12 protein-coding genes are annotated in these 14,241 nt (G+C 71.5%); 8 read left to right on the plus strand and 4 right to left on the minus strand.

The genetic code is table 11. The features are described 5' to 3' along the window. The first annotated feature begins 158 nt into the window (after positions 1 to 158). On the plus strand, positions 159 to 3,701 hold the full coding sequence (dnaE, locus tag ACF059_RS25970) for a DNA polymerase III subunit alpha (RefSeq protein ID WP_392061402.1): 3,543 nt from the start codon (positions 159 to 161) through the stop codon (positions 3,699 to 3,701). A gap of 90 nt (positions 3,702 to 3,791) precedes the next feature. Here the strand turns inward: dnaE and ACF059_RS25975 are convergent, their stop codons facing one another. Further along, a complete protein-coding gene (locus ACF059_RS25975; protein WP_392061405.1) occupies positions 3,792 to 3,956 on the minus strand; it encodes a hypothetical protein in 165 nt (54 codons plus the stop codon). A 222-nt stretch (positions 3,957 to 4,178) separates the two neighbouring features. Between ACF059_RS25975 and ACF059_RS25980 the strand changes: the two genes are divergently transcribed. The 4 genes from ACF059_RS25980 to ACF059_RS25995 all read left to right on the plus strand — a co-directional run bounded on the left by ACF059_RS25980 (position 4,179) and on the right by ACF059_RS25995 (position 8,067). After that, positions 4,179 to 5,489: an NYN domain-containing protein gene (locus ACF059_RS25980; RefSeq protein WP_392061408.1), complete on the plus strand. Its 1,311-nt coding sequence runs from the start codon at positions 4,179 to 4,181 to the stop codon at positions 5,487 to 5,489. Between the two features lie 28 nt (positions 5,490 to 5,517). Further along, positions 5,518 to 6,555, plus strand: a complete 1,038-nt coding sequence (locus ACF059_RS25985; protein ID WP_392061411.1) for an ABC transporter ATP-binding protein — start codon at positions 5,518 to 5,520, stop codon at positions 6,553 to 6,555. Between the two features lie 89 nt (positions 6,556 to 6,644). Continuing rightward, positions 6,645 to 7,409, plus strand: a complete 765-nt coding sequence (locus tag ACF059_RS25990; RefSeq protein WP_392061898.1) for an ABC transporter permease — start codon at positions 6,645 to 6,647, stop codon at positions 7,407 to 7,409. A 34-nt stretch (positions 7,410 to 7,443) separates the two neighbouring features. Continuing rightward, the gene (locus tag ACF059_RS25995; protein ID WP_392061414.1) at positions 7,444 to 8,067 is read left to right on the plus strand and encodes a hypothetical protein; all 624 of its coding nucleotides are present in this window, start codon (positions 7,444 to 7,446) and stop codon (positions 8,065 to 8,067) included. A gap of 90 nt (positions 8,068 to 8,157) precedes the next feature. On the opposite strand, the gene ybaK is transcribed toward ACF059_RS25995, so the two are convergent. From ybaK to ACF059_RS26010, 3 genes are read right to left on the minus strand one after another with little or no spacing between them, the layout of a single operon-like run. Next, positions 8,158 to 8,652: a Cys-tRNA(Pro) deacylase gene (ybaK, locus tag ACF059_RS26000; protein WP_360890617.1), complete on the minus strand. Its 495-nt coding sequence runs from the start codon at positions 8,650 to 8,652 to the stop codon at positions 8,158 to 8,160. Between the two features lie 10 nt (positions 8,653 to 8,662). Continuing rightward, positions 8,663 to 9,400, minus strand: coding sequence for an LON peptidase substrate-binding domain-containing protein (locus ACF059_RS26005; RefSeq protein ID WP_392061417.1), 738 nt, complete (start codon positions 9,398 to 9,400; stop codon positions 8,663 to 8,665). A 34-nt stretch (positions 9,401 to 9,434) separates the two neighbouring features. Continuing rightward, the gene (locus ACF059_RS26010; protein ID WP_392061420.1) at positions 9,435 to 11,030 is read right to left on the minus strand and encodes an oxidoreductase; all 1,596 of its coding nucleotides are present in this window, start codon (positions 11,028 to 11,030) and stop codon (positions 9,435 to 9,437) included. Positions 11,031 to 11,187: 157 nt separating this feature from the next. Here ACF059_RS26010 and hisD point away from each other — a divergent pair, with 157 nt between their 5' ends. Genes hisD through hisB form a run of 3 tightly spaced genes read left to right on the plus strand, consistent with a single transcriptional unit; the run spans position 11,188 to position 14,209 of the window. Continuing rightward, positions 11,188 to 12,510, plus strand: a complete 1,323-nt coding sequence (gene hisD / locus ACF059_RS26015) for a histidinol dehydrogenase (RefSeq protein ID WP_366868582.1) — start codon at positions 11,188 to 11,190, stop codon at positions 12,508 to 12,510. After that, positions 12,507 to 13,619 (plus strand): histidinol-phosphate transaminase, encoded by a 1,113-nt coding sequence (locus ACF059_RS26020; RefSeq protein WP_392061423.1) that lies wholly within the window; start codon positions 12,507 to 12,509, stop codon positions 13,617 to 13,619. The genes hisD and ACF059_RS26020 overlap by 4 nt, the downstream gene beginning before the upstream one ends. Continuing rightward, entirely contained in the window at positions 13,616 to 14,209 is a 594-nt protein-coding gene (hisB, locus tag ACF059_RS26025) for an imidazoleglycerol-phosphate dehydratase HisB (protein ID WP_326591415.1), read from the plus strand. The genes ACF059_RS26020 and hisB overlap by 4 nt, the downstream gene beginning before the upstream one ends. The last annotated feature ends 32 nt before the right edge of the window (positions 14,210 to 14,241 follow it).

A 14,241-nucleotide genomic window follows, 5' to 3' on the forward strand; every position in this document is an offset into this window, starting at 1 on the left:
GTGGTGCTTGGTGGAACAAGCTTTTGATCATGGGCAGCGGACGGGTGTCCTTGGCTCTGCAACGGATGAAGGTACCCGTCGGTGCCCGTGATCTGTCACCCGGGAGACGTAGGATTCGTAGCTGCCGCCCCCTCTCTCCCCGCCGGAGGACCCCCACCGTGACCAAGCCGCCGTTCACGCACCTGCACGTCCACACCCAGTACTCGCTGCTGGACGGTGCCGCGCGGCTGAAGGACATGTTCAACGCGTGCAACGAGATGGGCATGACGCACATCGCCATGTCCGACCACGGCAACCTGCACGGCGCCTATGACTTCTTCCACACCGCGAAGAAGGCCGGCATCACGCCGATCATCGGCATCGAGGCGTACGTCGCCCCCGAGTCCCGGCGCAACAAGCGCCGCATCCAGTGGGGCCAGCCGCACCAGAAGCGCGACGACGTCTCCGGTTCCGGCGGTTACACCCACAAGACGATCTGGGCGGCGAACGCCACCGGCCTGCACAACCTCTTCCGGCTGTCCTCCGACGCGTACAAGGAGGGCTGGCTGACCAAGTGGCCGCGCATGGACAAGGAGACCATCAGCAAGTGGTCGGAGGGCCTGATCGCCTCCACCGGCTGCCCCTCCGGCGAGCTCCAGACCCGGCTGCGCCTCGGCCAGTTCGACGAGGCCCTGAAGTCGGCCTCCGAGTACCAGGACATCTTCGGCAAGGACCGGTACTTCCTGGAGCTGATGGACCACGGCATCGAGATCGAGCGCCGCGTCCGCGACGGACTGCTGGAGATCGGCAAGAAGCTCGGCATCCCCCCGCTGGTCACGAACGACTCGCACTACACCTACGCCAGCGAGGCCGGCGCCCACGACGCCCTGCTGTGCATCCAGACCGGCAAGAACCTCTCGGACCCCGACCGCTTCCGCTTCGACGGCACCGGCTACTACCTGAAGTCCACGGACGAGATGTACGCCATCGACTCCTCGGACGCCTGGCAGGAGGGCTGCGCCAACACGAAGCTGGTCGCGGACCAGATCGACACCGAGGGCATGTTCAAGTTCCGGAACCTGATGCCGAAGTTCGACATCCCGGAGGGCCACACCGAGGTCAGCTGGTTCCGCGAGGAGACCATGCGCGGCATGCACCGCCGCTACCCCGGGGGCATCCCCGAGGACCGGATGAAGCAGGCCGAGTACGAGATGGACACGATCATCTCGATGGGCTTCCCCGGCTACTTCCTCGTGGTCGCCGACTTCATCATGTGGGCCAAGAACCAGGGCATCGCGGTGGGCCCGGGCCGTGGCTCCGCGGCCGGCTCGATCGTCGCGTACGCCATGGGCATCACCGACCTCGACCCGCTCACCCACGGTCTGATCTTCGAGCGCTTCCTGAACCCCGAGCGCGTCTCCATGCCCGACGTCGACATCGACTTCGACGAGCGCAGGCGCGTCGAGGTGATCCGGTACGTGACCGAGAAGTACGGCGAGGACAAGGTCGCCATGATCGGCACGTACGGCACGATCAAGGCCAAGAACGCGATCAAGGACTCCGCGCGCGTCCTGGGCTACCCCTACGCCATGGGCGACCGGCTCACCAAGGCCATGCCCGCCGACGTCCTCGGCAAGGGCATCCCGCTCTCCGGCATCCTCGACCCGAAGCACCCGCGCTACAGCGAGGCCGGCGAGATCCGCGGGATGTACGAGAACGAACCCGACGTGAAGAAGGTCATCGACACCGCCATGGGCGTCGAGGGCCTGGTCCGCCAGATGGGCGTCCACGCCGCCGGCGTGATCATGTCCAGCGAGACGATCACCGACCACGTGCCCGTCTGGGTGCGGCACACCGACGGCGTCACCATCACCCAGTGGGACTACCCGAGCTGCGAGTCGCTCGGCCTGCTGAAGATGGACTTCCTGGGCCTGCGCAACCTCACGATCATGGACGACGCCGTCAAGATGGTGAAGGCCAACAAGGGGATCGACATCGATCTCCTGGCCCTGCCGCTCGACGACCCCAAGACCTTCGAACTGCTCGGCCGCGGCGACACCCTCGGCGTCTTCCAGTTCGACGGCGGGCCCATGCGCTCCCTGCTGCGCCTGATGAAGCCCGACAACTTCGAGGACATCTCCGCCGTCTCGGCCCTGTACCGGCCGGGCCCGATGGGCATGAACTCGCACACGAACTACGCCCTGCGCAAGAACAAGCAGCAGGAGATCACCCCGATCCACCCGGAGCTGGAGGAGCCCCTCGAAGAGGTGCTCGCGGTCACCTACGGCCTGATCGTCTACCAGGAGCAGGTCCAGAAGGCCGCCCAGATCATCGCCGGGTACTCGCTCGGCGAGGCCGACATCCTGCGCCGCGTGATGGGCAAGAAGAAGCCCGAGGAGCTGGCGAAGAACTTCGTCATCTTCCAGGAGGGCGCCAAGAAGAACGGCTACAGCGACCAGGCCATCCAGGCCCTGTGGGACGTCCTGGTCCCCTTCGCCGGCTACGCGTTCAACAAGGCCCACTCGGCCGCGTACGGGCTGGTCTCCTACTGGACCGCCTACCTCAAGGCGAACTTCCCGGCCGAGTACATGGCCGGCCTGCTCACCTCGGTCAAGGACGACAAGGACAAGTCCGCGATCTACCTGAACGAGTGCCGCCGGATGGGTATCAAGGTGCTCCCGCCGAACGTGAACGAGTCCGAGCCGAACTTCGCCGCCCAGGGCGACGACGTGATCCTCTTCGGGCTCACCGCCGTGCGCAACGTCGGCCAGAACGTCGTCGAGTCGATCATCAAGACCAGGAAGGCCAAGGGGAAGTTCTCCTCCTTCCCCGACTTCCTGGACAAGGTCGAGGCCGTCGTCTGCAACAAGCGGACCATCGAGTCGCTGATCAAGGCCGGCGCCTTCGACGAGATGGGCCACACCCGCAAGGGCCTGGTCGCCCACCACGAGTCGATGATCGACAACGTGGTGGCGGTCAAGCGCAAGGAGGCCGAGGGACAGTTCGACCTCTTCGGCGCCATGGGCGACGAGGACGCGAGCGACGAGCCGGGCTTCGGCCTCGATGTCGAGTTCTCCGACGTCGAGTGGGAGAAGTCCTACCTCCTCGCCCAGGAACGCGAGATGCTCGGCCTCTACGTCTCCGACCACCCGCTCTTCGGGCTGGAGCACGTCCTGTCCGACAAGACGGACGCCGGCATCTCCCAGCTGACCGGCGGCGAGCACTCCGACGGCGCGGTCGTCACCATCGGCGGCATCATCTCGGGCCTCCAGCGCAAGATGACCAAGCAGGGCAACGCCTGGGCCATCGCCACCGTCGAGGACCTGGCCGGCTCCATCGAGTGCATGTTCTTCCCCGCGACCTACCAGCTCGTCTCCACGCAGCTCGTCGAGGACACCGTCGTCTTCGTCAAGGGCCGCCTCGACAAGCGCGAGGACGTCCCGCGCCTGGTCGCCATGGAGATGATGGTCCCCGACCTCACCTCCGCCGGCACCAACGCGCCCGTCGTCCTCACCATCCCCACCGTCAAGGTCACCCCGCCGATGGTGACCCGTCTGGGCGAGATCCTGCGCCACCACAAGGGCAACACCGAGGTGCGGATCAAGCTCCAGGGGCCGCGGACCACCACCGTGCTGCGCCTGGACAAGCACCGCGTCCAGCCCGACCCGGCGCTCTTCGGCGACCTCAAGGTGCTGCTCGGACCGTCCTGCCTGGCGGGCTAGGACCGACCCCGGCGACGGCGCCGCACGACGTACGGAAGGGCCCGACCGGCTGCCGCCGGGCGGGCCCTTCCGTACGTCACGGGCGCGTCGTCAGTTGTGGCCGAACTTCTTCTGCTTGCTCTTGTGCGCCAGATCCATCGGACTCGGCGACGGATGCACCGACTGGCTCGGGGTGTCCATGGAGCCCTTCGACGGGTCCTGCGAGGAGCGCGTCTGCTGCTTCGCCGGCTGCTTCTGGTTCTTGTTCTTGGCCATGGGGGAACCTCCACGAGGGTCTAGGGGGCCAGGACCGCCTTCACACTCACACAGCGCCAGAAACCGCGCATTTTGGATCATTACTGCGCGTAGCCGGTGCTCCGCCCCTCCACTCTGTGAGATCCGCCACGCCGATGATCGAGTTCCGGCCTTCAACGCCCTTGAGGTCGGGCAGACTCGGGGCACCCGCCGAAAAAACACAGAGGACCCCCAGGGAAGAGGGTGGAACACGTGGACCGCTGCGTCGTCCTGGTGGACGCCGGCTACCTGTTGGGCGCCGCCGCCAGCCTCCTCGCCGGGGAGCCCTCCCGGTCCCGGATCACCGTCGACCACGCCGCCCTCATCCAGGGCCTGCGCGAACGCGCCGAGGCCGACACCGAACAGCCCCTCCTGCGCATCTACTGGTTCGACGGCGCACCCGACCGGGTACCGCAGCCCGAACACCGGCGGCTGCGCGTCATGCCCCGCGTCACCGTCCGGCTCGGAGCCCTGACCCGAAGCGACGGCCGCTGGGCCCAGAAGGGCGTCGACGCCGCCATGCACGCCGAGCTCACCGAGCTCGCCCGCAACCGCGCCTGCTCCGACGTGGTCCTGGTCACCGGCGACGGCGACCTGCTGCCCGGCCTGATGTCCGCCAAGGAACACGGCGTCGCCGTCCACCTGTGGGCCGTCCAGGCCGCCGACGGGGACTACAACCAGTCCGAGGACCTCGTCGCCGAAGCCGACGAACGCCGCGTCCTGGACCGCGCCTGGATCACCCGGGCCGTCCGCGCCAAGGACCTCACCGGCCTGTGCTCACCGCCACCCGCGCCGCGCCCTGACATCGCCGCCATCCTCTCGGCCCCGCTGCCCGAGGCGGCGCTCGCCGAGGCCGCCCGCAACGGCTCCGCCGCGGGCAGCGGCGCAGAAGACCGCGAGGGGACCCCCGTACCGGCGCCGGCCGCCCCGGGCGGCAAGACCGTACCCACCCCCAAGGACCTCGCCGGAGCCCTGCGCGCCCCCGGCCAGCAGAGCCCGCCGTCCACCGGCCCCAGCAGCGGCCACGCCCCGTCCAGTGCGCTGCGCTGGTCCTCCGACAAGGGATGGATCGACCGGGCCGGACCGCTGGGCGAGCCCGCCGAGACCGCCTCGCTGCCCACCCTCGCCCAGCTCACCAGCGCCGAGCAGCGCTGGGCGGACCGCGAGGAGGACATCACCACCGTCGGCGGTGACCCGTTCGAGGTGGGACAGGTGTTCGCCCGGCGCTGGATGGAACGCCTCCCCGAGACCGTGCACCTGCAGAAGCTGGCCACGATGTACCCGCGCATCCCGCACCGGATCGACGGCGAGCTGCTGCGCTACGCCGCCCGGTTCGGGCTGCTCGCGCACAAGGACGACCAGATCGACGAGCACGACCGGTACGCCATCCGCGCCGGGTTCTGGCGGGAGATCGACGTCCGCGCCGCCGCCGAGCACGTGGCCGCGGTACCGGCCGCCGAGCACGCGGCCGGCCCCGGCGACGCCTCCGCCCCGCTGACCCCGGCGGCCGAGTAGGGGCGCGAACCCCGTAGGCTGCTCCCTCGTGAGTACGGGCACAGCACAGGCGCGGAACGGCACGGCGGCAGCCGCTGGTGGAGCCCGCGACGTGGTGTGCGCGGTGCGCGGCCTCGTCAAGACCTATCCCGCGGTACGGGGACGGCGCGGGGCGCCCGCCCTGCCCGAGACCCGCGCCAACGACGGCGTCTGCCTGGACGTGCGGCGCGGCGAGATCTTCGGCCTGCTCGGCCCCAACGGCGCCGGCAAGTCCACCCTGGTCCGCCAGCTCACCGGGCTGATGCGCCCCGACGCGGGCAGCGTGACCCTGCTGGGCCACGACCTCGTACGCCACCCCGAACGGGCCTCGCGGCTGCTCGCCTACCTGGGCCAGGAGTCCACCGCCCTGGACGAGCTCACGGTGTCGCTGGCCGCCGAGACCACCGGACGGCTGCGCGGACTCGACGCACGGGCGGCGCGGACCGCGCGCGACGCCGTACTGGAGGAGCTCGGGCTGACCCCGCTCGCCGGGCGGCCCCTGAAGAAACTTTCCGGCGGACAGCGGCGCCTCGCCTGCTTCGCCGCGGCGCTGGTGGGGGAGCGGCCCGTCCTGGTCCTCGACGAGCCCACCACCGGCATGGACCCGGTGGCCCGGCGGGCCGTGTGGTCGGCCGTGGACCGGCGGCGCGAACAGCACGGCGCGACGGTCCTGCTCGTCACGCACAACGTCATCGAGGCCGAGACCGTACTCGACCGGGTCGCCGTCATCGACCAGGGCAAGGTCATCGCCTGCGACACCCCGGCCGGACTGAAGGCCGAGGTCTCCGGCGAGGTCCGGCTGGAGCTGGTGTGGCGCGAGGGCGCTCCGCTGGCCGTTCCCGAGGTCGCGGCGCTGCGGGAGCTCGCCGTCGAGTCCGGGAGGCGCTGGGTCCTGCGGCTCGGGCCGGACGAGGCCCGCGCGGCCGTCGCCGCGGTGACCGGCGGACCGGCCTTCGCGGCGCTCGACGACTTCACGCTGGCCACGCCGAGCCTGGAGGACGTCTACCTCGCGCTCGGCGGGAAGACGAAGGGGCTGGTGAAGTCGTGAGCGACCGTACGGCAGGCGCAGTGGCGCCGCTCGGGGCCGCGGTGATCGGAGCCGCGGCGGTCGATGCCACGGCAGTCGATGCCACGGCCATGGCGACCGTCGCACCGCTGGCGCCGAGGGCGCGGTTCTTCCCCTCGCTGGCCGCCGTGTACCGGGCGCAGCTGTCCCGGGCGCGGGTGGCGCGGATCCCGCTGCTCTTCGTGGCCACCTTCCAGTCCGTCGGGATCATGATCCTGATGCGGGGTGTGGTCGACGGGGGATCGGAGGCCCGGGCGGTCGTCGCCGGCTCCTCGGTCCTGGTCGTCGCCTTCGTCGGGCTGAACCTGCTCGCGCAGTACTTCGGCCAGCTACGGGCCGGCGGCGGGCTCGACCACTACGCGACCCTGCCCGTGCCGCCCGCCTCGGTGGTGCTGGGCGCGGCCGCCGCGTACGCCTCCTTCACCCTGCCCGGGACGCTGGTCACCGCCGTCTTCGGCTGCGTGCTGTTCGGGCTGCCGATGGGCGGGCTGTGGATCCTGGCCGCGGTGGTGCCGCTGGCCGGCGCCGCGCTGGCCGGCCTCGGCGCCGCGCTGGGGCTGCTGGCACCGCGGCAGGAACTGGCCACGCTCGCCGGGCAGCTCGGCATGTCGGCCGCGCTGCTGCTGGGCGTGCTGCCGCCCGAGCGGATGCCGGACCTGATCGTGTGGGCGCGCGACCTGATGCCGTCGACGTACGGGGTGGAGGCGTTCGCGCGCACCTTCGCCCCCCAGCCCGACTGGGCCGCCGTCGCCTTCGACCTCGGCGTGTGCGGGGCGGTGGGCGTCCTGTCGCTGGCCGTCGCGACGTGGGCGTACCGTCGGGCGGCGGTCCGCTGACGCCACCGGCGCACGGACCTGGCACGATGTGGGAGTGACCGAAGCCGTGACCCCGCCGTCTCCATTCGACCCGCCGTCGCTCCCGCCCGAAGAGCCGGGCGCCGGCGCCGGAGCCATCACCCCGGCGGACATCCGTGACGGAGCCGCCGTCGCCCTGGTGGTCGGGGTGGCCGGGGTGCTCCTCGGACTGCTGTGGGTGTGGCTGGCGCCGCGGGTGCAGTACGTGTCCAACGGCGAGGCCGTGTTCCTGCGCAGCACCGAGAGCGAGGCGCGGATCGCCGCCGACGGGACCTTCTTCCTGCTGGCGGTCGGCCTCGGCGTGCTCAGCGCGGTCGGCACCTTCCTGTGGCGCCGGGCCGGCGGTGTGCCGCTGGTGATCGGGCTCGCCATCGGGTCCCTGTTCGCCGCGCTGGTCGGATGGCGGCTCGGGCTGTGGCTGGGGCCGTCGTCGGACCTGGCGGCCGCCGCCGCCAAGGCGGGCAAGGGCGTGCCCTTCGACGCGCCGCTGGAGCTGCTCGCGCACGGCGCGCTGCTGGCCTGGCCCATGGCCGCCGTCCTGGTCCACCTCGGCCTCACGGCCCTGTGGACCCCGCGCGACCCCGACCCCGCCGAGGTCCCCTGGGCCGGCTACTACCAGCCCGCGCCGCCGAAGCCCTGAACCAGCCCCGCCGGCGTTTGAGGCGCGGGGGCCCTGGGGCGGAGCCCCCGCAACGGCGCCGCACCCGTGATCCCGCGACCCGCCGGGAGGCTACGGGCGGGCCACCGGCGCCACGACGGCCTCGGTGAGGGTGGCCAGAGCCGAGGGGGCCAGTTCGACCTCCAGGCCGCGCCGCCCCGCCGAGACGCAGATCGTGGCGTGCGCCGAAGCCGACGCGTCGAGGACCGTCCGCAGGCGGCGGCGCTGCCCCAGCGGGGAGATGCCGCCGCGGACGTAGCCCGTGGTGCGTTCCGCCAGGGCGGGGTCCGCCATCGCGGCCCGCTTCCCGCCGACGGCCGTCGCCAGGGCCTTCAGGTCCAGTGAGCCCGAGACCGGGACCACCGCCACCGTCAGCACCCCGTCCACGTCCGCGACCAGGGTCTTGAAGACCTGCGCGGGCGAGACGCCGAGCGCCTCGGCGGCCTCCTCGCCGTACGAGGGGTGCGCCGGGTCGTGCTCGTACGCGTGCGTGGTGAACGCGACGCCCGCCGCCGTCAGGGCGACGATCGCCGGGGTGCCGGCCGCCTGCTTGGGCTTCTTCGCCATCAGCGCTCCGTCAGTTCGGGCTCGTCGGGGAGCGGGTCAGGTCCACCGCCGGCAGCGACGGGAGGTGGCGGATCACCGCGGTCTCCGTGCGCAGCAGCTTGAGCTCCTCCGCCAGGCGGGTCGCCGTGTCCGGGGCCTGGAGCAGCCGCTGCTTCGCCGGGATGTCCAGCACCGCCGCCGCTGCCACCAGATAGGAGACCACCGACGGCTCGTCGGGGAGCTCGGCGCCCGTCAGGGACCGCTCGCGGGCTCCGGCCAGCCGCTTCTGGTAGTTGCGAAACGCTCGCAGCACCCCCTCGGCCAGGACGCCCGCGCCGTCCCCCGCGTCCTCCGGGAGCTCCTCCAGCTCCGCCGTCAGGAAGGGGCCCGAGGCGTCGACCGACAGCAGGCGCACCCGCGTCGTGCCCGTCGCCAGCACCTCGAAGCTGCCGTCCTCCCGCTCCCGGATCGTCGCCGCGTCCGCGATGCACCCCACCCGGTGGAAGGCCTGGATCGGGTCGGACCCGAAGCCCGCCGTGGGGCCCTTCTCGGGCACCGCCGTCGGGTCGGGCAGGCCGGGCGCGGTCGGCGCGACCTCCCGGCCGTCGCGGATCGCGACGACCGCGAAGCGGCGCGGCTCCTCCTCGCCCGACTTCAGCAGCTCGCGCATCATGGCGCGATAGCGCTCCTCGAACACGTTCAGCGGGAGGACGAGTCCCGGGAACAGCACCGAGTTGAGCGGAAAGAGGGGAAGGCGAACGGTGGTCACGAGGCACAGGGTAGTGGCCGTGGAGCCGGCCCCGTCACCCCCGCCTCAGCAGCCGGGAGGCCCCCGCGGCCACCGTCGTGGCCAGGATCCACCCCAGGATGACCAGAGCCGCAGCCCCCCACTGCCAGCCGCCCTCCAGCTTCCACCGGCCCTCCTGACCGAGGTCGATCACCGGGAGCAGCAGGTCCAGGGCGTACAGCGGGGCGCTCCACTGCGGGGACTCCTCCTGCTTGAGCGGGGCCGGATCGTGCTGGGAGAACAGCAGGGCCCCCGCCGCCCACAGCACGAACATCCACCCGGCCGCCTTGCCCGGACGGTAGCCGTACGCCACGGTCCAGTCCTGCAGGTGCCCCCATGCCCTGGCCGCCGGAGGCAGCGTGGTGCGGCGCCTGCGCTGCTTGGCCAGCAGCACCTCGCGGGCGTCGGCGTCCTCACCGCTGGCCCGCAGGACGGCGGCCAGCCGCTCGTACGGCTCCGGCGAGTACTCGGGCGTCGCCGCCTCCACCCACTCCAGCCGGCGCGCCAGCGGGAAGTGGCCGCGGGGCGCGAGGTTCTCGTAGACGAAGCCCTCGATGGACACCCCGCCCGGACCCGGCCAGCTCGTGGAGGTGTCGACGAGCTTGACCACCTTGGCCCCGGACACCACCACCCGCCCCCGCTCCGGCCGCTCGCCCACGAAACGGAACTCGGGAGTCTGGATCCGCCGCAGCGATATCTCCTGCTCGGCCGTGAGCATGAACCGCGCGCCGTAGAAGTCGATCGCGTCCCCGAAACGGCCGTCGTCCAGCCGCAGCCCGCCCCGGCAGACGAACCGCTGGGCCCGCTGACCGCGCGTCGGCGTCAGCCCCAGGCCGTACGGGGGAGTGGAGGAGTTCGAGCCCGGCACATAGTCCAGCGCGATCGACGTCAGGTACAAGGTCCGCTCGACGGTCAGCTGCGGGGCGTTCAGCGCGTACTTCCCGTACGGATTGCGCAGACGGGCCCCGCGCAGGTTCATCGACACGCCGACCTTCGCCCCGCGCAGGCTCACCTCCCCGTACGTCTCCAGCAGCTCGCCCTGGAAGTCCTGCGCGACCGACATCCCGTCGGCGGTGATCGCCCGGCCCTTGTTGTCGCGCTGCACCACGGCCTGGCTGATCAGCAGATCGGTGCCGATCTGCGCGTCCGTCAGCCGGATGCCCCGGGCCACCCGGCAGCGCGGCATGTGCAGATCGCCCTCGGTGTGCAGACGGGCCGCCTCCAGCCGCGGTATCGCGCAGTCGATCAGCCGCAGCGTCCCGAAGCGGGCCTCGGACAGCTGGATCTCGCTGTCGAAGCGGCAGGCCTGGAGCTCCACGTACGGGGCCACCGCCCCGCCCGACAGATCCAGCCGCCCGGTGATCCGCACGCCCCGCAGCTTCAGCGAGGCCACCCGGCCCGGCACCGGCGCCGGCCCGTGGAGCAGCAGCAGCGCCACCACCTGGGCGCGGACACTGCGCCCGGCGCCCCAGACGCGGTCGGCGTGCGGATCGTCCTCGTCGGGCGTACGGGAGCTGAGGTCGCACAGAGCGCCCGTGCGGAACGCCTCCCACATGCGGCGCTCGGAAGCGGTCAGGTCCACCGGCGCCTCACCCGCGCGCACCTCGGTCATGGCGGCCCCCTCCGCTGTCACCCGCACGCCCCCCGCCCCCACACCCCTGGGAGAGACGTCTTGATCAAAACGTATCGGGCACCTGTGACATCCAGGGCGTGTATCAGCCAGTGATACGGGCGAACGGTGGCGCAAGACGGTCTGAGAGAATTGGGACGTGATCTCTCGTATCGACCTGCGCGGTGACGCCCTCCCCGAGGGCGGCGCCCTGCGCGACCTGCTGCCCCGTGCCGAGTTCGACGTGGAAGCCGCCCTGGAGAAGGTGCGGCCCATCTGCGAGGACGTCCATCATCGTGGCACGGCGGCGCTGATCGAGTACGCGCAGAAGTTCGACGGGGTCGAGCTCTCGCAGGTCCGGGTACCCGCGCAGGCCATCCAGGCCGCCCTCGAACAGCTGGACCCGGCCGTCCGCGCCGCCCTGGAGGAGTCGATCCGGCGCGCCCGGATCGTGCACCGGAGCCAGCGCCGCACCGAACACACCACCCAGGTCGTCCCCGGCGGCACCGTGACCGAGAAGTGGGTTCCGGTGGAGCGCGTGGGGCTGTACGCCCCGGGCGGCCGCTCGGTGTACCCGTCCTCCGTCGTGATGAACGTCGTACCGGCGCAGGAGGCGGGCGTCGAGTCGATCGCGCTCGCGTCCCCGCCGCAGAAGGAGTTCGGCGGACTGCCGCACCCCACCATCCTCGCCGCGTGCGCGCTGCTCGGCGTGGACGAGGTGTACGCGGCGGGCGGCGCCGTCGCCGTCGCGATGTTCGCGTACGGCACCGAGGACTGCCTGCCCGTCAACATGGTGACCGGCCCCGGCAACATCTGGGTCGCCGCCGCCAAGCGCTACTTCACCGGCAGGATCGGCATCGACACCGAGGCCGGCCCGACCGAGATCGCGGTCCTCGCCGACTCCACGGCCGACCCGGTGCACGTCGCCGCCGACCTCATCAGCCAGGCCGAGCACGACCCGCTGGCCGCGGCCGTCCTGGTCACGGACTCCGAGGAGCTCGCCGCAGCCGTCGAGCGGGAGCTGGAGCCGCAGGTCGCGGCCTCCAAGCACATCCACGACCGGATCAAGCCCGCCCTCGCCGGCAAGCAGTCCGCGATCGTGCTGGTCGACAGCCTGGAGGACGGCCTCAAGGTCGTCGACGCCTACGGCGCCGAGCACCTGGAGATCCAGACCGCCGACGCGGCCGCCTGGGCCGCCCGCGTGCGCAACGCCGGCGCGATCTTCGTCGGCCCCTGGGCGCCCGTGTCCCTCGGCGACTACTGCGCCGGGTCGAACCACGTCCTGCCCACCGGCGGCTGCGCCTGCCACTCCTCGGGCCTGTCCGTGCAGTCCTTCCTGCGCGGCATCCACATCGTCGACTACACGCGCGACGCCCTCGCCGAGGTCACCCACCACGTGGTGACCCTGGCCGAGGCCGAGGACCTGCCCGCGCACGGCGCCGCCCTCAAGGCCCGCTTCGGATGGAAGGTGCCGACCGCATGACCACCATCGGCATCGACGACCTGCCCATCCGGGACGAGCTGCGCGGCAAGACCCCGTACGGCGCCCCGCAGCTCGACGTGCCCGTCCAGCTGAACACCAACGAGAACCCGTACGAACTCCCCGAGGAGCTCGTACGGCGCATCGCCGAACGCGTCGCCGACGCCGCCCGCACCCTCAACCGCTACCCCGACCGGGACGCGGTCGAGCTGCGCACCCAGCTGGCCGCCTACCTCACCCGTACGGGCAAGCACCCGGTCGCGCGGGAGAACGTATGGGCCGCCAACGGCTCCAACGAGGTCATCCAGCAGCTGCTGCAGACCTTCGGCGGGCCCGGCCGCACCGCGATCGGCTTCGAGCCCTCCTACTCGATGCACGCTCTGATCTCCCGGGGCACCGGCACCGGATGGATCTCCGGCCCGCGCCGGGACGACTTCACCATCGACGTGGAGGCGGCGGAACGGGCCATCGCCGAGCACGCCCCCGACGTCGTCTTCATCACCTCGCCCAACAACCCCACCGGGACCGCGGTCGGCGCCGAGACGGTCCTGGCCCTGTACGAGGCCGCGCAGGCGGCCAAGCCGTCCCTCGTCATCGTGGACGAGGCGTACGTGGAGTTCAGCCACCGCGACTCGCTGCTGCCCCTCATCGAGGGACGGCCGAACATGGTGGTCTCCCGGACCATGTCCAAGGCCTTCGGCGCCGCCGGACTGCGCCTGGGCTACCTGGCCGCGCACCCCGCGGTCGTCGACGCCGTCCAGCTGGTGCGCCTGCCGTACCACCTGTCGGCCGTCACCCAGGCCACCGCGCTGGCCGCCCTGGAGCACACCGACACCCTGCTCGGCTACGTCGAGCAGCTCAAGGCCGAGCGGGACCGCCTGGTCGTCGAACTGCGGGCCCTCGGCTACGAGGTCACCGACTCCGACGCGAACTTCATCCAGTTCGGGACGTTCGACGACGCGCACACCGCCTGGCAGAAGATCCTCGACCAGGGCGTCCTGGTCCGTGACAACGGCGTACCGGGCCGGCTGCGGGTCACCGCGGGCACCCCGGCAGAGAACGACGCGTTCCTGGAAGCGGTTCGCGCACTGAAGAAGGAGCAGCACGCATGAGCCGCATCGGACGGGTCGAACGGACCACCAAGGAGACCTCCGTGGTCGTCGAGATAAACCTCGACGGCACCGGCCAGGTCGACGTCTCGACGGGCGTGGGCTTCTACGACCACATGCTCGACCAGCTCGGCCGCCACGGCCTCTTCGACCTCACGGTCAAGACCGACGGCGACCTGCACATCGACACCCACCACACCATCGAGGACACCGCTCTCGCGCTCGGCGCCGCCTTCAAGCAGGCCCTCGGCGACAAGGTCGGCATCTACCGCTTCGGCAACTGCACCGTCCCGCTCGACGAGTCCCTCGCCCAGGTGACCGTGGACCTGTCCGGCCGCCCCTACCTCGTGCACACCGAGCCCGAGAACATGGCGCCCATGATCGGCACCTACGACACGACGATGACCCGGCACATCTTCGAGTCCTTCGTCGCGCAGGCCCAGATCGCGCTGCACATCCACGTCCCGTACGGCCGCAACGCCCACCACATCGTGGAGTGCCAGTTCAAGGCCCTCGCCCGCGCCCTGCGCTACGCCGCCGAGTTCGACCCGCGCGCGGCCGGCATCCTGCCCTCCACGAAGGGCGCCCTCTAGCCGTGAACGGCCTCAACACCATCCTGATCGTC

The sequence above is a fragment of the Streptomyces sp. NPDC016562 genome (assembly GCF_043076955.1).
GTDB lineage: Bacteria > Actinomycetota > Actinomycetes > Streptomycetales > Streptomycetaceae > Streptomyces.

Excerpts from the sequence above, each read along its gene's own strand:
- ACF059_RS25975 (WP_392061405.1), bottom strand. The coding sequence starts at position 3,956 with ATGGCCAAGAACAAGAACCAGAAGCAGCCGGCGAAGCAGCAGACGCGC.
- ACF059_RS25990 (WP_392061898.1), top strand. The coding sequence starts at position 6,645 with ATGGCGACCGTCGCACCGCTGGCGCCGAGGGCGCGGTTCTTCCCCTCG.
- ybaK (WP_360890617.1), bottom strand. The coding sequence starts at position 8,652 with ATGGCGAAGAAGCCCAAGCAGGCGGCCGGCACCCCGGCGATCGTCGCC.
- ACF059_RS26010 (WP_392061420.1), bottom strand. The coding sequence starts at position 11,030 with ATGACCGAGGTGCGCGCGGGTGAGGCGCCGGTGGACCTGACCGCTTCC.
- ACF059_RS26020 (WP_392061423.1), top strand. The coding sequence starts at position 12,507 with ATGACCACCATCGGCATCGACGACCTGCCCATCCGGGACGAGCTGCGC.
- hisB (WP_326591415.1), top strand. The coding sequence starts at position 13,616 with ATGAGCCGCATCGGACGGGTCGAACGGACCACCAAGGAGACCTCCGTG.